The following is an 18,152-nucleotide window of genomic DNA, read 5'->3' as shown; positions in this document are numbered from 1 at the left end:
ACCCGGCACACTGTCGGATACGCTGGGTCGAATGGACGGACATGCCCGCGGGACGGGATCGGCGATGCTGACGGACTCGAGGACCTCACCTCTCGGCGAGGCCGCACCGGCGACGGGGGCCGCGAAGTGAGCGTCCGGCGCTCGAGCTTCGAGGGGCAGCCGCAGGTCACCTACGCGGCCGTCGGCGGCACCCTCGCCCCCGACCTCCTCGAGTACCCGCCGGACGGCTTCACAGCGGAGCGGTTCGAGGCGCGCCTGGGCTCGGGCGACGAGCGCTTCGCCATCACGACCGCGTCGCTCATGACGTGGGGCGTGCAGCGCGGCAGCGGCATCCGCGTCGAGGACATCACCAGCGGCAGCGGCGTGCAGTACACCGGCGTCAACTTCGATTCGGCCGGCACCCCCATCGACCTCACGAGCCGCCCCACGGAGGAGCGGTTCGGCCCGGACGGCACCCCCTACATCACCGCCGGCGTCACCGCCGTGCTCAAGATCGACCTCCTCGGCCGGACCTTCGACGCCCCCGTCCGCGTCGTCTACGTCGTCGACGAGCCCGATCAGGTCGGCTTCGCCTACGGCACGCTCGAGGGGCATCCCGAGAGCGGCGAGGAGTCCTTCGTGGTCGAGAAGCGGGCCGACGACTCCGTCTGGCTCGTCATCCGCGTCTTCTCGCGTCCCTCCACCCGCCTCTACCGGCTCGGCACGCCCGTGCTGCGCGCGGTGCAGAAGAGGCAGGTCAAGAAGTACCTGCGCGCCCTGCTCCCGGCGCGCGTCAGCTGACGTGGGCAGCGCCCTCCCTCTCGCCGATCCCGCTCCGCTCGACGGGCTCCTGCCCGCCTCCGTCGCCACGGGCGCGGAGCAGCGCGACCTCGGCCTGTACGTCCACGTCCCGTTCTGCCGGGTGCGCTGCGGCTACTGCGACTTCAACACCTACACCGCGACCGAGCTGCGCGGAGCGAAGCAGTCCGACTACGCCGAGCAGGCCGTCGCCGAGATGACCCTCGGCGCCGAGGTGCTCCGGCGTGCCGGGCTCCCCGAACGGCCGGCCGCCACGGTCTTCTTCGGCGGAGGGACGCCCACGCTCCTCCCGGCCGAGGACCTCGTCCGCATGCTCGACGGGTTGCGCACCCGCTTCGGCATCGCCGAGGGCGCCGAGATCACGACCGAGGCGAACCCCGACTCCGTCGACGCCGCCTACCTGCGCACGCTCGCCGACGCGGGATTCACGCGGGTCAGCTTCGGGATGCAGTCGGCCGTGCCGCACGTGCTCGCGACCCTCGAGCGCACGCACGACCCCGAGCGCGTCCCGCTGGTGGTCGAGTGGGCGCGCGAGGCGGGCCTGCAGGTGAGCCTCGACCTCATCTACGGCACGCCGGGGGAGTCGCTCGCCGACTGGGAGCGCTCGCTCGACTCCGCCCTGGCGAACCGCCCCGACCACCTCTCGGCGTATGCGCTGATCGTCGAGGACGGGACGAAGCTCGCGCGCCAGATCCGGCGGGGCGAGGTGGCGACCCCCGACGACGACCTGACGGCGGACATGTACGAGCTGGCGGATGCCCGACTCGCGAGTGCGGGCTACTCCTGGTACGAGGTGAGCAACTGGGCGATCGACGACGCGCACCGGTCGCGGCACAACCTGTCGTACTGGCTCGGGCACGACTGGTGGGGCGTCGGACCGGGCGCGCACAGCCACGTGGGCGGCGTGCGCTGGTGGAACGTGAAGCACCCGGCGGCCTACGCCGACCGGCTCCGCGCGGGATCCTCCCCGGCGGCCGGCCGGGAGACGCTCGACGGGGCGACGCGCGGAGTCGAGGACGTGCTGCTGCGCTCGCGCCTGTCGGACGGGCTGCCGATCGACTCCATCGATCCGGAGCGCCGCCGCGAGGTCGCGGGCCTCATCGCCGACCGGCTGATCGAGGGGCGCGCAGCACTGCAGGGCCGCGTGGTGCTGACGTTGCGCGGCCGTCTGCTGGCCGACGCGGTCGTGCTACGCCTGACCGACGGCTGAGCCGGCGCCTCGAGACCCGCCGTTCCCGGGGACGCGACCAGCGGGGGTGCGGTGATCTCGTGCTTGCTGGTCGAGTAGCCCGCGCAGCGGGCGTATCGAGACCGACCCCTGCAGAGGACGTGGGTCTCGATACGCCGCCCGCGGCGGCTACTCGACCAGCGAGGAGGAACGCCGCCCGCGGCGGCTGCTCGACCAGCGGGGGCGACGTCACTCCACCGGTCGAGCAGCCCGCGCAGCGGGCGTCTCGAGACCCGCGACTCCCGGACCTACTTGAAGAACGGGATGCTCAGCGGGTACGTGTAGTACTCGCCGGCGCTCGCGCGCACCGAGGCGATGATCGCGAAGACGATCACGAGGATCGGCACCACGAGGAACACGATGAAGCCGACCAGCACGAACGACAGGATCGTGCCCGCCACGTAGGCGATCAGCGTCGTGAGGTGGAAGTTCAGCGCGGTCTTCGCGTGGGCCTCCAGGAACGGCCCGCGGCCCTTGAAGACCAGGTACACGATCAGCGACGGGATGAAGCTGAAGAAGATGCCGAGGACGTGGGTGACGATCGCCCAGGTCTTCTCGTCGGCCGGGTTCAGCGGCGGCGCGGGAGTGCTGTACGCGGGGGGCGGGGGAGGGGGCGGCGTGGTCGACATGTGGGCTCCTGATTCCGACGTGATCGCGCCGGGCGACCCCCGTGCGCACGGCGTCCATCGTGGCACGTCGTGCGGCGCGCTGTCCCGCCACCGCGCGGATCGCGGTCGGACCCCTCCGCGGCCCTGCTCGCGGGTATGATTGGCACTCGGAGTTGCGGAGTGCCAAGCTCCGAGCGGCGCGACGGCGCCGCGGTGGTCCGTGCCGCGAGGCACGCGGAGCCCGGCGGGAGGTCGGTCGTATGGTGACGGAGCGCGGTCTCCAGGTCCTGCGCGTGATCGTGCAGGACTACGTGGCCCATCGCGAGCCCGTGGGCTCGAAGTCGATCGTCGAGCGGCACGCCTTCGGCGTCTCGGCTGCGACCATCCGGAACGAGATGGCGCAGCTCGAGGAGGAGGAGCTCATCGCGGCTCCGCACACCTCCTCCGGGCGCGTGCCGACCGACAAGGGCTACCGCCTCTTCGTCGATCGGCTCACCGATCTGCGCCCGCTCACCGCGGCGCAGCGGCAGGCCATCGAGACCTTCCTCGGGCAGAGCCCCGATCTCGACGAGGTGCTGGTGAAGACCGTACGGCTGCTCTCGCAGCTCACGAACAGCGTCGCCCTCGTGCAGTACCCCTCGTTCGGAGCCGCGCGGATCCGCCACGTGGAGCTCGTCGCCCTCGCGCCGCGCCGCCTGCTCTCGGTGCTCATCACCGACACCGGCCGGGTGGATCAGCGCGTCCTCGAGACCCCCGCCGACATCGACGACGAGTTCCTCGGCGAGATCCGCGCCAAGCTGAACACGGCCGTCCTGGGCCTGGGGCTCCAGGCCGCCGCCGAGACGCTGCAGTCGGCCGCCGAGCGCTTCACGCCCGAGCGGCGCGACGTCCTGGCCCCGATCCTGCAGACCCTGCTCGAGCAGGTCGGCGCCAACCGCCAGGACCGCCTGGTGATGGCCGGCGCGGCCAACCTCGTCCGCACCGAGGAGGACTTCTCGGGCAGCATCTACCCGGTGCTCGAGGCGATCGAGGAGCAGGTGGAGCTGCTGCGCCTGTTCGCCGAGATGGTCCCGGATCCGCGCGGCATCTCGGTGCGCATCGGCCGCGAGAACGCGCCCTTCGGTCTCCAGGAGACGTCCGTCCTCACCAGCGGCTACAACACCGCCGGCGGCCAGGTCTCGCGCCTGGGGGTCCTCGGACCGATCAGGATGGACTACTCCGGCAACATCGCCGCGGTGCGCGCCGTCGCCCGCTACCTCTCCCGCCTCCTCAGCGAGGACTAGCCCGCTCTTCCCGACTCGCCGGTCGCCCCGGCTCCCATCAGGTCCGCCGTGCCCGGTGCACCGACCCACGAACGAAGGACGAAGCCACCTGTGGCCGATCACTACGAAGTGCTGGGCGTCGCCCGCGACGCCTCCGCCGACGAGATCAAGAAGGCGTACCGCCGACTCGCCCGCGAGCTCCACCCCGACGTCAACCCGAGCGCCGACGCCTCCGAGCGCTTCAAGCTCGTCACGCACGCCTACGACGTCCTGAGCGACGCGCAGCAGCGCCAGCAGTACGACCGCGGACCCCAGGAGGGCTTCCCCGGCGGCGCACAGGGCTTCGGCGGATTCGGCGACATCTTCGAGACGTTCTTCGGCCAGGGTGCGCAGGGCTCGTCCCGCGGGCCCCGCTCCCGTCGCGAGCGCGGCCAGGACGCTCTGCTGCGCGTCGAGGTGTCGCTCGACGAGGTCATCTTCGGCACGCACCGCGACCTCGAGGTCGACACGGCGGTGCTCTGCGAGACCTGCCAGGGCTCGTGCTGCCAGCCCGGCACCTCGCCGGTCACCTGCGACATCTGCCACGGCTCCGGCCAGATCCAGCGCACCGTCCGCTCGCTGCTGGGCAACGTGATGACGGCCAGCCCCTGCGGCACGTGCCGCGGCTACGGCACCGTCATCGCCACCCCGTGCTCGACCTGCCAGGGCCAGGGTCGCGTGCGCGCGCGCCGCACGATCCCCGTCGACGTCCCCGCGGGCGTCGACACGGGCCTCCGCCTGCAGATGCCGGGCAGCGGCGAGGTCGGCCCGGCGGGCGGCCCCAACGGCGATCTCTACCTCGAGATCAAGGTCAAGCACCACGACGTCTTCAGCCGCAACGGCGACGACCTGCTCGCCACCCTCGAGGTGCAGATGACCGACGCGATCCTCGGCTCCACGACGACGCTCGCGGCGCTCGACGGCGACATCGAGATCGAGATCAAGCCCGGGACGCAGAGCACCGAGATCGTCACGATCAAGGGGCGCGGAGTGACGAAGCTGCGCGGCAACGGCCGCGGCGACCTGCGCGTGGGCATCCAGGTCGTCACCCCGACCAAGCTCGGGCACCGCGAGCGCGAGCTCGTGCAGGAGTTCGCGAAGCACTACAAGCCGCAGAAGCCCGCGCTGACCCACTTCCAGCAGGGCCTCTTCTCGAAGCTCCGCGACCGCTTCCTCGGCTGATCGGAGCGCGGCCGTGGCCCACCACTACATCGACGAGTCGCTCGACTCCGGCGACGTCGTCGTCGGCGGTCGACTGGCCCTGACCGGCGCGGAGGCGCGCCACGCCGCGACGGTGAGCCGGATCCGCGCCGGTGAGACGATCCGCGTCGGAGACGGGCGCGGCCGCGTCGCGACGGCCGTCGTCGAGAGCTCGGAGTCGTCGCGGGTGGTGCTCGTCGTCGAGTCCGTGGAGGAGGCGGCCCCGCCGTCGCCGAGGCTCGTGCTCGTGCAGGCCCTCGCGAAGGGCGACCGGGACGAGCTCGCCGTGCAGGCCGCGACCGAGCTGGGGGTCGACGAAGTGGTGCCGTGGCAGGCCGCCCGCTCGATCTCGCGCTGGAGCGGCCCCAAGGAGGAGAAGGGCCGCGAGCGCTGGCGCAGCATCGTCCGCGAGGCGAGCAAGCAGTCGCTCCGGGCCCGGGTGCCCGAGGTCTCGCCGCTCGCGTCGACGCGCGCGCTCGCGGACCGCGCGGCGACCGACCGCGTCCTCGTGCTGGAGCCGTCGGCCGAGGTCCGCCTGTCGGCCATCGAGCCCGACGGCCGCGATCTCGTGCTCGTCGTGGGTCCCGAGGGCGGCGTCGCTCCGGAGGAGCTGCGGCTGCTCGCGGAGGCGGGCGCCGAGGCCGTCGCGCTCGGCGACACCGTGCTGCGCACCTCCACCGCCGGCCCCGCGGCCATCGCCGTGCTCTCGGCGAGGCTGGGCCGCTGGTAGCCGGAGCGCGCGCTGACGGCGAACGGGGCCCCGTTCGAGGCCGCCCGCCGTTTAAGATGAAGGCATGAGCGAACCCACCGTCTTCACGCGCATCGTCCGGGGCGAGATTCCCGCCGACGTGGTGTTCGAGAACGAGCGGGTTCTCGCCATCACCGACATCGCGCCGAAAGCGCCGGTCCACCTCCTGATCTTCCCCAAGACCCAGGAGTACGCGACGGTCGCCGAGCTCGGCGCCGCCGACCCGGCCCTCCTCGCTGAGATGGTGCAGGTCGCGCAGACCCTGGCCGACGCACATTGCGGCGGGCAGTTCCGCCTCGTCTTCAACTCGGGCGAAGCGGCCGGCCAGACCGTGTTCCACGTCCACGCCCACGTCCTGGGCGGACATCTGACGGAAGGCTCCCTTGCCACCGGTTGACCACGCGGGCGACGAGCCCGTCTCTCCGACCACCGCCGAGTCGCTCGCGACCGGCTCGACGACACCCGGCCCGACGCGGCGCGTCGTCGCCGTCGACGGAGTCGCCATGGTGCGCCTCCTCGGACCTCAGGACCGCCTTATCCGAGCGGTCGAATCGCGATTCCCCGACGTCCAGGTGCACGTGCGCGGCAACGAGGTGACGCTCGAGGGTGAGCGCGCACCCGTCTCCGCGGCGACGCGACTGGTGGAAGAACTGGTGACCATGACAGCAGGCGGCCACGACCTCGACCCCGAGGGAGTCCGCGAGTCCGCTCGCATCCTCGAGAGCGGCGGGCCGGTCAGCCCGGCCGAGGCGTTCGGGCAGGCGATCCTGACCGCGCGCGGCAAGAGCATCCGCCCGAAGACTCTCGGGCAGCGCGAGTACGTCGACGCCGTCGACCAGAACACCATCGTGTTCGGCATCGGCCCCGCCGGAACGGGCAAGACCTACCTCGCGATGGCGAAGGCCGTCCAGGCCCTGCAGCGCAAGGAGGTCGAGCGGATCATCCTGACCCGCCCGGCGGTGGAGGCGGGGGAGCGGCTCGGCTACCTGCCCGGCTCGCTCACCGACAAGATCGACCCGTACCTGCGCCCGCTCTACGACGCCCTCAACGAGATGATGGACCCGGAGATCGTTCCCAAGCTCCTGGCCGCCGGCACGATCGAGGTCGCTCCGCTCGCCTACATGCGCGGTCGCACGCTCAACAACTCGTTCGTCGTGCTCGACGAGGCTCAGAACACCACGCCCGAGCAGATGAAGATGTTCCTCACCCGGCTGGGCTTCGGCTCGCGGATGGTCGTCACCGGCGACATCACGCAGGTCGACCTGCCCACCGGCGCCAGCGGTCTGCGGCTCGTCACGCGCGTGCTCGACGGGATCGACGACATCCACTTCTCGAGGCTGACCAGCGAGGACGTGGTGCGCCACAGCCTCGTCGGCCGCATCGTGGACGCGTACACCGAGTACGACCAGCAGAAGCAGGCGCAGCACTACGAGCGCGAGCAGGCGCGCGAGTTCGCCAACCGCGCGGAGCGGCGCGCGGGCTCGGCCCGCTCCGCCGGCGACGCGCAGCCCAAGCGCCCGCGCGGCTGACCCGCGCACCCGACCCACTCCGACGAAGAGGAACACCGCCCCCGTGAGCATCGAGATCAACAACGAGTCGAGCGTCCCCGTCGACGAGGCGGCGCTGCTGCGCCTCGCCGGCTACGCGCTCGACTCGCTGCACGTGCACCCCGACGCCGAGCTCGCGATCGTCCTGGTCGACGAGGGCGCGATGGAGCAGCTGCACGTGCAGTGGATGGACGAGCCGGGCCCGACCGACGTGCTCAGCTTCCCGATGGACGAGCTGCGCCCCGGCACCGAGGACGAGCAGACCCCGGCGGGCCTGCTCGGCGACATCGTCCTCTGCCCGCAGGTCGCGCAGACCCAGGCCGAGGCCGCGGGCCACTCCGTCCTCGACGAGCTGCTGCTGCTGACCGCGCACGGGCTCCTGCACCTGCTCGGCTTCGACCACGCGGAGGCGGAGGAGGAGCGCGAGATGTTCGGCATCCAGCGCGACATCCTCGTGGGCTTCCACATCAGCGAGCGACGCCGCTAGGCCTCGGCGTGCTGACCCTCCAGCTCCTCATCGCCGCTCTGGCGCTCGTCGCCGTCGGCGGCTGGTTCGCCGCCACCGACGCCGCTCTGGGCGTCCTCTCGCGCAGCGACGTGCTCGAGATGGCGAACCACTCCCGCAGCGCCCGCGCCCTGCGCGCCATCGCGGGCGACATGAGCGCGCACGTCAACGTGGTCAACTTCTCGCGGATCGCCGCCGAGACGACCGCCGCCGTGTTCGTCACGACGGTGCTCGTCGTGGTCGTCGACCAGCTCTGGCTCGCTCTGCTGCTGGCCATCCTGATCATGGCGGCCGTCTCGTTCGTCCTGGTGGGCTCGAGCCCGCGCAGCGTCGGTCGTGCGCACGCCCGGGCGGTCCTGGCCACGAGCGCGTCCCTGGTGCACGTCCTGCGGGTCGCGCTGGGCCCCGTGGCCCACGGACTGGTGGCCCTCGGCAACCGCGTCACTCCGGGAACGGGTCGCTCGGCGGGCTTCTCCTCCGAGGAGCAGCTGCTCAGCATGGTCGACGAGGCCACCGAGCAGTCCGTCCTCGAGCAGGACGACCGCGAGCTCATCCACTCGATCTTCGAGTTCAACGACACGCTCGTCCGCGAGGTGATGGTGCCGCGCACCGACATGGTGACGATCGAGGCGACCGCGTCGATCGGAGCCGGCATGGGGCTCCTCCTCAGCCGCGGCATCTCGCGGCTCCCCGTCATCGGCGAGGGCGTCGACGACGTGCTGGGCGTGCTCTACCTCCGCGACGTCGCCCGCCACACCTACGAGCGCCCGGACGACGACGACGTCGTCGCCGACCTCGCCCGGCCCGCGCTCTTCGTGCCGGAGTCGAAGAAGGCGGACGAGCTGCTGCGCCAGATGCAGCTCGAGTCGAACCACCTCGCGATGGTCGTCGACGAGTACGGCGGCATCGCCGGACTCGTCACGCTCGAGGACCTCATCGAGGAGCTGGTCGGCGACATCTCGGACGAGTACGACCGCGAGGTCGACCTGTTCGAGGAGATCGAGCCGGGCGTGTACCGCGTCTCGGCGCGCCTCCCGGTCGACGAGCTCGGCGAGCTCTTCGAGATCGACCTCGAGGACGACGACGTCGACTCGGTCGGCGGACTTCTCACCAAGGCCTACGGACGACTGCCGGATCGCGGAGCCAGCGCCCGGATCGGCGGTGTGATCCTCGAGGCGGAGCAGGCCGACGCCCGCCGGGGCACGATCTCGACGGTCCTGGTGCGGCGCGATCCCGACCACGATCCCGCGAACGAGTCGGGCACCGGCCCGGTGCCGATCGTGGTCGACGGCGGCGAGGACGCCGCCGAGGTCGCGCGGACCGGGGATACTCGGAGCCGGGACCCCCGCTCGCGCGACACGCGTGCGCGGGACGGACGGGCCGCCCAGGCACGTGCCGACCGGGCCCGGGCAGCGGGCACCCCCGCCGAGGACAGACAGAACGAGGACGCACGATGACCGACACCAGCCCGCCCACGACGCCCTTCCGAGCGGGATTCGTGTCGTTCGTCGGCCGCCCGAACGTCGGCAAGTCGACCCTGACGAACGCCCTCGTCGGCGAGAAGATCGCCATCACGAGCTCGAAGCCCCAGACGACCCGCCGCGCGATCCGCGGCATCGTGCACCGGCCCGACGGCCAGCTGATCGTGGTCGACACCCCGGGCATCCACCGCCCCCGCACCCTGCTGGGCGAGCGGCTCAACTCCCTCGTCACCTCCACGCTCGGCGACGTCGACGTGATCGGGATGCTCTTCCCGGCCGACGAGCCGATCGGCCCCGGCGACCGCTTCATCAACGAGCAGCTCGACGCGTTCCCGCGGGCCCGCAAGGTCGCGATCGTCTCGAAGGTCGACCTCTCGTCGAAGAAGTCGGTCGCGAAGCAGCTGCTGGCCGTCTCGGAGCTGCGGGAGTGGGACACGATCGTGCCGATCTCGGCCGTGACCGACGAGCAGCTCGACGTGCTCGCCGTGGAGCTCCTCCGCCTGATGCCCGTGTCGCCCGCCCTCTACCCCGAGGAGGCCGTGACGGACGAGGACCTCGGCTCCCGCATCGCCGAGTTCATCCGCGAGGCCGCCCTCGAGGGCGTCTCGGACGAGCTGCCGCACTCGCTCGCCGTGACCCTCGACGACATGGTCGAGCGCGAGGACGGCTCGTTCATCGACATCTACGCCAACGTCTTCGTCGAGCGCGACAGCCAGAAGGGCATCATCATCGGCAAGGGCGGCCAGCGCCTGCGCGAGGTCGGCGCCGTCTCCCGCGAGCAGATCGAGCGGCTCCTCGGCCGCCGCGTGTTCCTCTCGATCCGGGTGAAGGTCGCGAAGGAGTGGCAGCGCGACCCGAAGCTGCTGGGCCGACTGGGCTTCTGATCCCGTCGGCGCACGCCGATCAGCCGCCGGGACGACGACGCCGCCGCGCTCGACGTCTAGCGTGAGAGGCATGCGCGTGCTCCTGGACCGTCCGGCGACGCTCCCGATCGCGGGGGTGCTCCTCGCGGCCGCGCACCTGCTGGCGCTGGCGAGCGGCGTGTCGAGCGCGCATCCGTCCGCAGGCCTGCTGCTCGGTCTCGCCCTCGCACTGGCCGGCTACCTGCCCGCGCTCGCGCCGACCCTCGCCGCCTCGGGCATCCTCCTCGGCGGCGCGGTCCCGGTCGCCGGGCTGCCGCTCGACGGCGTCGTCGTCGGAGTGGTCGTTCTCTGGTCGACGGCGCGCCGCCTCGGCCCGTGGACCCGGTCGCTGACACTGGTGGGCGCCCTCCTGCTCTCCGGGATCGGCGGCATCGTCGCGTCGGCGTCGCTCCGACCGTCGATCGACGCCCCGGAGCCGTCGCCGAGCATCGACTTCCTCGTCCTGGTCGCGGTGGCCGTGCTCGTCGCCGCGGTCCTTGCGGCGGTCGCGGTGCTGTCCTTCCTCCGCGGGGTCCGCTCGCCGGTCGGCGTCGACGACCCGACCGAGCGCCTGCTGGTCCGCCTCGCCGGGCCCCAGGACGCCTTCGCGGTCGGATCAGCCGGTGCGCAGGCGCTCGTGCTGCTCGCGATCTCGGTCGTCCCGTACTCGGTGGACGTCGATTCGCTGCACCCGTTCGTGGCCGGAGTGCTGGCCGTGGCGCTCGTGCTGCACCGCCGCGCGCCCGGACTCGCCCTCGGCATCGCGTGGATCGGCGCTGTTCTGCAGATGAGCGTCCGGCTGGAGCCCGCTCCCTCCGATCTGGCGATCCTCGTGGTGCTCTTCGGTGCAGGAGCGGCCGCGTCGAAGCGGGTGCGCACGGCAGGGGCGGTCTCCGCCGTCGCCGGCTCGATGGTCGCGGTGGCGTACCTCTCGGTCGCCTTCGGGCTGGCGCAGGGATCACCCAGGGATCTGATCTCCCTCGTGGCGTCGTTCGGCGGGATCCTCGCGACGCTCGGACTCTCGTGGACGATCGGACTGCTCTCCCGGGCCGCCCGACGCGCCCGCGAGGGGCAGGCGCTCCGCGACGAGGCCGAGCGCGAGCGGGCACGGGCCCAGCGCGAGCTCGACACCGTCGAGGAGCGCAACCGCATCGCCCGCGACATGCACGACGTCGTCGCGCATTCGCTCGCGGTCGTCATCGCCCAGGCCGACGGCGCCCGCTACCTCGGCGCGGGCAGCCCCGAGCAGACCGATGCGGCGCTGCTCACCATCTCGGGAGTCGCGCGCGACGCGCTCGGCGACGTCCGTCAGCTCCTCGCGCAACTGCGGCACAGCCAGGCCGACGGCCCCCAGCCCGAGGCGCGCGACCTGCCCGCGCTGCTCGAGAGCGTGAGCGGCACGGGTGCACCGGTGCGCTCGGAGCTCGGGCTCGACCTCGAGTCCGTGCCGCGTGCGACCGGGCTGGCGCTCTACCGCATCACCCAGGAGGCGACCACGAACGCCCTCCGCCACGGCCGCCCCGGCGCTCCGCTCGACGTCGCCCTGCGCCGCGACGGCGCCGACGTCGTGCTCACGGTCCGCAACGCCCGCTGCGAGGACGCGCTCGCGACGCCGGGGGAGGGCCACGGCCTCATCGGGATGCGCGAGCGCGCCGTCCTCGCGGGCGGAGTCCTCCAGGCCGGGCCGGTGGGCGACGACTTCGTGGTCGACGCCCGACTGCCCGCTCCCGTCGTCCCGTCGCGCACCTCACCCGTCCCGCTCGTCCCGCCGCTCGCCTCCGGAGGCACCCCGTCATGACCGATCCCATCCGCATCGTCCTCGTCGACGACCAGGCGCTCTTCCGCGCCGGCATCCGCATGCTCCTGAGCTCGCAGCCCGATCTCGAGGTGGTCGGCGAGGCGTCGGACGGTGCGGAGGGCGCCGAGCTCGTCGGCCGCGTCGCACCGGACGTGGTGCTGATGGACATCCGGATGCCCGGCGTCGACGGGATCGAGTCCACCCGGCGGATCCTCGCGCGGGCCGCCGAGACGGGGACCGAGCCGCCGCGCATCCTCGTCCTCACGACCTTCGACCTCGACGAGGCGGCCGCCCGCGCCATCCGCGCCGGGGCGAGCGGCTTCCTCCTCAAGGACACCGAGCCGGGGTTCCTCCTCGCCTCCGTGCGGACGGTGCACGCCGGAACGGCCGTCGTGGCCGCCTCCGCGACCCGGGAGCTGTTCGAGCACTTCGGAGCGCCGGGCAGCGGACGCGAGACGCCCGCCGCGTTCTCGACGCTGACCGATCGCGAGCGCGAGATCTTCCACCACGCCGCGAGGGGCCTGAGCAACACCGAGATCGCGACGGCCGAGTTCCTCAGCGAGGCGACGGTGAAGACCCACATCAGCCGGACCCTCGGCAAGCTCGGGCTCCGCGACCGCGTGCAGCTCGTCGTCTACGCCTACGAGAACGGCCTCGTCGCCTGAGCCCCCGCGGGTGACCCGGGCGCCGCGCAGTGCTAGCCTGGCCGCGTGCGCTTCGGTCTGCTCCTTCTTAGCTGCCGCGACGAGTCCTAACCCCCAGGCCTCCCTCGTCGCGGAGTCCGTCGACGCCTGATCGCAGTTCCCTTCGCGAGGTCGCATCCGACACCGGATCCCCGCGAGACCGACACGGGCGCGCATCCGCGCCAGGAGACCCCATGAAGAACACGCAGAAGCCCTCGTCCATGCCGATCCACAAGTACCGGCCCTACCACGAGCAGATCACCGTCGATCTGCCCGACCGCACGTGGCCGACCAAGCGGATCACCACGGCCCCGCGCTGGTGCGCCGTCGACCTCCGCGACGGCAACCAGGCGCTGATCGACCCGATGAGCCCCGAGCGCAAGCGGATCATGTTCGACCTGCTCGTCTCGATGGGCTACAAGGAGATCGAGGTCGGCTTCCCCAGCGCCAGCCAGACCGACTTCGACTTCGTGCGCAGCCTGATCGAGGAGGGCGCGATCCCCGAGGACGTCACCATCCAGGTGCTGACCCAGGCCCGCGACCACCTCATCGAGCGCACCTACGAGTCGATCCGCGGCGCCCGCCAGGCGATCGTTCACCTCTACAACTCCACCAGCGTGCTGCAGCGGGAGGTCGTGTTCCGCAAGGACCGGCAGGGGATCATCGACATCGCCCTCGCCGGTGCGCGCAAGTGCCGCGAGATGGAGGCGTCGGTCCCCGGGACCACCGTCTACTACGAGTACTCGCCCGAGAGCTACACCGGCACCGAGCTCGAGTTCGCCCGCGAGATCTGCGACCGCGTCGTCGAGGTCTTCGAGCCGACCCCCGACCGCAAGGTCATCCTGAACCTGCCCGCCACCGTCGAGATGGCGACTCCGAACGTCTACGCCGACTCGATCGAGTGGATGAGCCGGAACCTGGCGCAGCGCGAGAACATCATCCTGTCGCTGCACCCCCACAACGACCGCGGCACCGCCGTCGCCGCCGCCGAGCTGGGCTACCTGGCCGGCGCCGACCGCATCGAGGGCTGCCTCTTCGGCAACGGGGAGCGGACCGGCAACGTCGACCTCGTCGCGCTGGGCGTCAACCTGTTCACGCAGGGCATCGACCCGCAGATCGACTTCGGCGACATGGACGGCATCAAGCGCACTGCCGAGTACTGCAACCAGCTGGCCGTGCCCGAGCGCAGCCCCTGGGCGGGCGATCTGGTCTTCACCGCGTTCAGCGGCTCGCACCAGGACGCGATCAAGAAGGGCTTCGAGGCCATGGAGGCCGAGGCCGAGCGCAGCGGTCGCGGCGTCGACGAGCTGACCTGGGCCGTTCCCTACCTGCCGGTCGACCCGAAGGACCTCGGGCGCTCCTACGAGGCGGTCATCCGCGTCAACTCGCAGTCGGGCAAGGGCGGAGTCGCGTACCTGCTCAAGACGGACCACGCGCTGGACCTGCCGCGCCGCCTCCAGATCGAGTTCTCGGGCGTCGTGCAGGCCAAGACCGACGCCGAGGGCGGCGAGGTCACGAGCGAGCAGATCTGGACGATCTTCCAGGACGAGTACCTGCCCGCTCCTGCGCACCGCGCCGACGAGAAGTGGGGCCGCTTCGAGCTGACCCGCACGAGCACCTCGAGCGACATGGGCGGCACGATCGCCCTCAACGCGGTGCTGCGCGTCGGCGACGAGGTCATCGAGGCGAACGCCTCCGGCAACGGCCCGGTCAACGCCTTCGAGTCCGTGCTGGCCCAGCACGGCGTCGAGGTGCGGGTGCTCGACTACGTCGAGCACGCTCTCAGCGCCGGCGGCGACGCGCTGGCCGCCTCCTACGTCGAGTGCTCGGTCAACGGCCGCACGCTCTGGGGCGTAGGCGTTGACGCCGACATCTCGACCGCCTCCCTGAAGGCGATCGTCTCGGCCGTGAACCGCGCCCTGCGCGAAGAGGCGCCCGCCCTCGAGCTGGCCGCCACCTTGGTCTGATCCGTCCGGCCGAGAGAACCCCGGCCTGTCGAGGGAGCCTGCACCAGCGGGTTCCCTCGACGGGTCGGGGTTCCCTCGGCTCACGGCGTGTCTAGGCGCGGCGACGCCAGTGGAGGCGGGGGACGCGGTTCAGGGCGCGCTGCTCGGGCAGGCTCCAGCCGTAGCGCACGGCGAGCAGGCGGATCAGCGTGGTGACGCCCACCGCGAGCGGCGCGGCGAAGTCGATGAGCATCCCGAAGCGCAGTCCCGCCACGAGCACGGCCGTGCCCGCGGTCGCGGCGATCGCGTAGAGCGAGCCGACGTGCATCAGCGCGATCGGCCGGTTGAGCAGCACGTCCCGGATGACCGACCCGCCGACCGCCGACACGGTCCCGACGAAGACGGCCGGCACCTCCGGCACGCCGAGCGCCAGCGCCTTCGTCGTCCCGATCGCGCCGAAGAGCCCGAGCGTCAGGGCGTCGAGGGCGGTGATCGTGCCGTCGACGCGGTTCAGCACGTGCTGGAGGAGCATCCCGACGAGCGAGGCGGCGACCGCGACGATCAGGTAGGCGTTGGTGTGCAGGGCGACGAGCGGAGTCTGCAGCAGCAGATCGCGCAGCACGCCGCCTCCCAGACCGGTCGCCGTGCCGATGATCGTCACGCCGAGCAGGTCGATGCGGCGGTCGCGGAACTCGCCCGCGAACATCGCGCCCTGGAGGCAGCCGATCGCGATCGCGAGCAGGTCGGCCCAGGCGGGGATCACGAAGAGGGTGGCGGCCACCGGCCCATCGTTCCACGCTCCGCACCCGCCTCCGGCCCGGCGGCCGGGGCGCTGTCAGTGGCGGGGAGGATAATCGGGGTCATGCCCACTTATCGTGACGAAGCCGTGGTGCTCCGCACGCACAAGTTGGGCGAGGCCGATCGCATCGTGACCCTGCTCTCGCGCGGGCACGGCAAGATCCGCGCCGTCGCGAAGGGCGTCCGCAAGACCGGCTCCAAGTTCGGCTCGCGGCTCGAGCCGTTCATGGTGGCCGATCTGCAGCTCTACGAGGGCCGCAGCCTCGACATCGTCACCCAGGCCGAGTCGATCGGCGCGTACGGCGCCCTGATCGCCGCCGACTACGACTGCTACACCGCGGCCAACGCGATGGTCGAGACGGCCGACCGGCTGACCGACTCCGACGCCTCCCTGCAGCAGTACCTGCTGCTCGTCGGGGCGCTGCGCTCGCTCTCGCGGCGCGAGCACGAGCCGGTGCTGACGCTCGACTCCTACCTCCTGCGCGCGCTGTCGATCGCGGGCTGGGCGCCGAGCTTCGAGGACTGCGCCAGGTGCGGCGCCCCCGGCCCGCACGGCGCCGTGGTCGTGCAGCTGGGCGGGGTGGTCTGCGAGGACTGCACTCCTCCCGGCGCCCCGCGCGTCGCCCCGGAGGTCGTCGTGCTGCTCGGCGCGCTGCTCTCCGGAGACTGGGTGCACGCCGAGTCCACCGAGCCCTCGACCCGATCGCGCGCGAGCGGAGTCGTCGCCGCCTACACGCAGTTCCACCTCGAACGAGGACTGAGATCCCTGGAGCACGTCACCCGATGAAGCCCTTCACGCACAAGGACGCCGAGCCCTACCGCGAGCTCGACTGGACCGGGCTCTACCCGCCGGACGTGCCGCGGAAAGCCGTGCCCGGGCACGTCGCCATCGTCATGGACGGCAACGGCCGCTGGGCGAACGGGCGCGGGCTCACCCGCATCGAGGGGCACAAGCGCGGAGAGGCGGCGCTGCTCGACGTCGTGGCGGGAGCGATCCAGATCGGCGTCAAGCACCTCAGCGTCTACGCGTTCTCGACCGAGAACTGGAAGCGCTCGCCCGAGGAGGTGCGCTTCCTGATGGGGTTCAACCGCGACGTCCTGCACCGCCGACGCGACCAGCTCAACGAGTGGGGCGTGCGCATCCGCTGGGCCGGGCGGAAGCCCCGGCTCTGGGCCTCGGTGATCAACGAGCTGCAGTTCGCCGAGAAGCTGACCGCGGGCAACGATGTTCTGACCCTCACCATGTGCGTCAACTACGGGGGCCGCACCGAGATCGCGGACGCCGTGCAGCGCCTCGCCGGCGAGGTCGCGGCGGGCAGGCTGAAGCCGTCGGGCATCACCGAGAAGACGATCGCGAAGGCGCTCTACGTGCCCGAGATGCCCGACGTCGACCTCTTCCTGCGCTCCTCCGGCGAGCAGCGGACCAGCAACTTCCTGCTCTGGCAGAGCGCGTACGCCGAGATGGTGTTCCTCGACCGCCTCTGGCCCGACTTCTCGCGGACCGACCTGTGGGAGGCGATCGAGCACTACTCCGGTCGCTCCCGCCGCTTCGGCGGTGCCGTCGACGTGCCGGGGGCGTCGACGTGATCCGCGTCGCGATCGTCGGCTACGGGCTGGCGGGCAGCGTGTTCCACGGTCCGTTCCTGGCCGCCGATCCCTCGTTCGAGGTCGTCGCGGTGGCGACGTCGAACGCGGAGCGCGCCGCGAGCGCCGCCGCCGCGCATCCCGGAGCACGGATCGTCGCCGACACCGCCGCGGCCCTCGCCGAGAGCCCTGACCTCGTGGTGCTCGCGTCTCCGCCGTCGGTGCACCGCGAGCAGGCGGTCGCCGTGCTCGAGGCGGGCGTCGCGGTCGTGATCGACAAGCCGTTCGCTCCGAGCGTCGCCGACGCCGAGGCGATCCTCGCGGCGTCGGAGGCGAGCGGCGCCCCCGTCCTCGTGTTCCAGAACCGGCGCTGGGACGCCGACTTCCTGACGCTGAGGCGGTTGCTCGACGAGGGCGCTCTCGGAGAGGTCGTGCGCTTCGAGTCGACGTTCGAGCGCTGGAGCGCGCCGAAGACCGGGCGCTGGCAGAGCGCGATCGGCCGGGAGCAGGGCGGCGGGATCCTCTTCGACCTCGGCAGCCACCTCGTCGACCAGGCGCTCGTGCTCTTCGGACCCGCGACCGTGACCGCCGCCGAGACGCGAGTGGTGCACGCGGGCGGCGCGAGCGAGGACGACGCCTTCGTCTCGCTCCTGCACCGCGGTGGGGTCCGCTCGCATCTCACCATGAGCCGGGTCGCGCGGGCGACCGGACCGCGGTTCCGCGTCCTCGGCACCGGAGCCGCCTTCTCGGTCGACGGGCTCGACCCGCAGGAGACCGCGCTGCGGCACGGGGGAGCGCGGGTCGACGATGCCGGCTTCGGCGAGGTCCCGCGCGAGGAGTGGGGAGTGCTGACGGACGACTCCGGACGCCGCCCCGTGCCTAGCCAGCGCGGCCGCTACGCGTCCTTCTACGAGGGTGTCGCGCGCACCCTGCAGGACGGCGCCCCGGCCCCCGTCGACGTGCACGAGGCCCTCGCCGTCGTCGCGGTGATCGAGCAGGCGCACGCCTTCGCCGCCCGCTGAGGA

At 72.1% G+C, this 18,152-nt stretch carries 18 protein-coding genes; 16 read left to right on the top strand and 2 right to left on the bottom strand.

Features of this window, described 5'->3' with window-relative positions:
- Positions 1-126 precede the first annotated feature (126 nt).
- Entirely contained in the window at positions 127-780 is a 654-nt protein-coding gene (locus tag LRG51_RS03825) for a DUF1990 family protein (RefSeq protein ID WP_055792909.1), read from the top strand.
- A gap of 1 nt (position 781) precedes the next feature.
- Positions 782-2,008 carry a radical SAM family heme chaperone HemW gene (hemW, locus tag LRG51_RS03820; protein WP_230671264.1) on the top strand — a complete coding sequence of 409 codons (1,227 nt, stop codon included), beginning with the start codon at positions 782-784 and terminating at the stop codon, positions 2,006-2,008.
- A gap of 266 nt (positions 2,009-2,274) precedes the next feature.
- On the opposite strand, the gene LRG51_RS03815 is transcribed toward hemW, so the two are convergent.
- Positions 2,275-2,655 carry a DUF4870 domain-containing protein gene (locus tag LRG51_RS03815; protein ID WP_055792903.1) on the bottom strand — a complete coding sequence of 127 codons (381 nt, stop codon included), beginning with the start codon at positions 2,653-2,655 and terminating at the stop codon, positions 2,275-2,277.
- Positions 2,656-2,894: 239 nt separating this feature from the next.
- On the opposite strand from LRG51_RS03815, the gene hrcA reads away from it, so the two are divergent.
- The 11 genes from hrcA to leuA all read left to right on the top strand — a co-directional run bounded on the left by hrcA (position 2,895) and on the right by leuA (position 14,766).
- Positions 2,895-3,917, top strand: coding sequence for a heat-inducible transcriptional repressor HrcA (gene hrcA, locus LRG51_RS03810; RefSeq protein WP_230671261.1), 1,023 nt, complete (start codon positions 2,895-2,897; stop codon positions 3,915-3,917).
- A gap of 90 nt (positions 3,918-4,007) precedes the next feature.
- Complete coding sequence (dnaJ, locus tag LRG51_RS03805; protein WP_055792897.1) at positions 4,008-5,117, top strand: molecular chaperone DnaJ; 1,110 nt, start codon at positions 4,008-4,010, stop codon at positions 5,115-5,117.
- A 13-nt stretch (positions 5,118-5,130) separates the two neighbouring features.
- Positions 5,131-5,865 carry a 16S rRNA (uracil(1498)-N(3))-methyltransferase gene (locus LRG51_RS03800; protein WP_230671260.1) on the top strand — a complete coding sequence of 245 codons (735 nt, stop codon included), beginning with the start codon at positions 5,131-5,133 and terminating at the stop codon, positions 5,863-5,865.
- A 64-nt stretch (positions 5,866-5,929) separates the two neighbouring features.
- Positions 5,930-6,280, top strand: coding sequence for a histidine triad nucleotide-binding protein (locus LRG51_RS03795; protein ID WP_055792890.1), 351 nt, complete (start codon positions 5,930-5,932; stop codon positions 6,278-6,280).
- A 106-nt stretch (positions 6,281-6,386) separates the two neighbouring features.
- Positions 6,387-7,412, top strand: a complete 1,026-nt coding sequence (locus LRG51_RS03790; protein ID WP_230673077.1) for a PhoH family protein — start codon at positions 6,387-6,389, stop codon at positions 7,410-7,412.
- Positions 7,413-7,455: 43 nt separating this feature from the next.
- Positions 7,456-7,917, top strand: coding sequence for an rRNA maturation RNase YbeY (gene ybeY, locus LRG51_RS03785; RefSeq protein WP_055792884.1), 462 nt, complete (start codon positions 7,456-7,458; stop codon positions 7,915-7,917).
- 8 nt (positions 7,918-7,925) lie between these two features.
- Positions 7,926-9,392, top strand: coding sequence for a hemolysin family protein (locus LRG51_RS03780; RefSeq protein ID WP_082481493.1), 1,467 nt, complete (start codon positions 7,926-7,928; stop codon positions 9,390-9,392).
- The gene (gene era / locus LRG51_RS03775; RefSeq protein ID WP_055792880.1) at positions 9,389-10,300 is read left to right on the top strand and encodes a GTPase Era; all 912 of its coding nucleotides are present in this window, start codon (positions 9,389-9,391) and stop codon (positions 10,298-10,300) included. The genes LRG51_RS03780 and era overlap by 4 nt, the downstream gene beginning before the upstream one ends.
- Before the next feature lie 70 nt (positions 10,301-10,370).
- On the top strand, positions 10,371-12,116 hold the full coding sequence (locus LRG51_RS03770; RefSeq protein ID WP_055792878.1) for a sensor histidine kinase: 1,746 nt from the start codon (positions 10,371-10,373) through the stop codon (positions 12,114-12,116).
- A complete protein-coding gene (locus tag LRG51_RS03765; protein ID WP_055792875.1) occupies positions 12,113-12,781 on the top strand; it encodes a response regulator in 669 nt (222 codons plus the stop codon). Before LRG51_RS03770 ends, LRG51_RS03765 begins: the two co-directional genes overlap by 4 nt.
- A 212-nt stretch (positions 12,782-12,993) precedes the next feature.
- Positions 12,994-14,766 (top strand): 2-isopropylmalate synthase, encoded by a 1,773-nt coding sequence (leuA, locus tag LRG51_RS03760; RefSeq protein ID WP_230671257.1) that lies wholly within the window; start codon positions 12,994-12,996, stop codon positions 14,764-14,766.
- Between the two features lie 91 nt (positions 14,767-14,857).
- Here the strand turns inward: leuA and LRG51_RS03755 are convergent, their stop codons facing one another.
- Positions 14,858-15,526, bottom strand: a complete 669-nt coding sequence (locus LRG51_RS03755; RefSeq protein ID WP_055792869.1) for a trimeric intracellular cation channel family protein — start codon at positions 15,524-15,526, stop codon at positions 14,858-14,860.
- Between the two features lie 81 nt (positions 15,527-15,607).
- On the opposite strand from LRG51_RS03755, the gene recO reads away from it, so the two are divergent.
- Genes recO through LRG51_RS03740 form a run of 3 tightly spaced genes read left to right on the top strand, consistent with a single transcriptional unit; the run spans position 15,608 to position 18,149 of the window.
- On the top strand, positions 15,608-16,330 hold the full coding sequence (recO, locus tag LRG51_RS03750) for a DNA repair protein RecO (protein ID WP_055792866.1): 723 nt from the start codon (positions 15,608-15,610) through the stop codon (positions 16,328-16,330).
- Positions 16,327-17,130, top strand: coding sequence for an isoprenyl transferase (locus LRG51_RS03745; RefSeq protein ID WP_055792863.1), 804 nt, complete (start codon positions 16,327-16,329; stop codon positions 17,128-17,130). The genes recO and LRG51_RS03745 overlap by 4 nt, the downstream gene beginning before the upstream one ends.
- Positions 17,127-18,149, top strand: a complete 1,023-nt coding sequence (locus LRG51_RS03740; RefSeq protein ID WP_230671255.1) for a Gfo/Idh/MocA family protein — start codon at positions 17,127-17,129, stop codon at positions 18,147-18,149. The genes LRG51_RS03745 and LRG51_RS03740 overlap by 4 nt, the downstream gene beginning before the upstream one ends.
- Positions 18,150-18,152: the final 3 nt, after the last annotated feature.

Origin of the sequence: Rathayibacter sp. Leaf248 (assembly GCF_920939495.1) — a bacterium.
Lineage (GTDB): Bacteria > Actinomycetota > Actinomycetes > Actinomycetales > Microbacteriaceae > Rathayibacter > Rathayibacter caricis.
This window is presented reverse-complemented; position numbering and strand designations above follow the sequence as displayed.

Bases quoted from the DNA above. Each gene is read 5' to 3' on its own strand.
- LRG51_RS03815 (WP_055792903.1), bottom strand. From the start codon at position 2,655: ATGTCGACCACGCCGCCCCCTCCCCCGCCCCCCGCGTACAGCACTCCC.
- hrcA (WP_230671261.1), top strand. From the start codon at position 2,895: ATGGTGACGGAGCGCGGTCTCCAGGTCCTGCGCGTGATCGTGCAGGAC.
- LRG51_RS03795 (WP_055792890.1), top strand. From the start codon at position 5,930: ATGAGCGAACCCACCGTCTTCACGCGCATCGTCCGGGGCGAGATTCCC.
- LRG51_RS03790 (WP_230673077.1), top strand. From the start codon at position 6,387: ATGGTGCGCCTCCTCGGACCTCAGGACCGCCTTATCCGAGCGGTCGAA.
- era (WP_055792880.1), top strand. From the start codon at position 9,389: ATGACCGACACCAGCCCGCCCACGACGCCCTTCCGAGCGGGATTCGTG.
- LRG51_RS03770 (WP_055792878.1), top strand. From the start codon at position 10,371: ATGCGCGTGCTCCTGGACCGTCCGGCGACGCTCCCGATCGCGGGGGTG.
- LRG51_RS03765 (WP_055792875.1), top strand. From the start codon at position 12,113: ATGACCGATCCCATCCGCATCGTCCTCGTCGACGACCAGGCGCTCTTC.
- leuA (WP_230671257.1), top strand. From the start codon at position 12,994: ATGAAGAACACGCAGAAGCCCTCGTCCATGCCGATCCACAAGTACCGG.
- recO (WP_055792866.1), top strand. From the start codon at position 15,608: ATGCCCACTTATCGTGACGAAGCCGTGGTGCTCCGCACGCACAAGTTG.
- LRG51_RS03745 (WP_055792863.1), top strand. From the start codon at position 16,327: ATGAAGCCCTTCACGCACAAGGACGCCGAGCCCTACCGCGAGCTCGAC.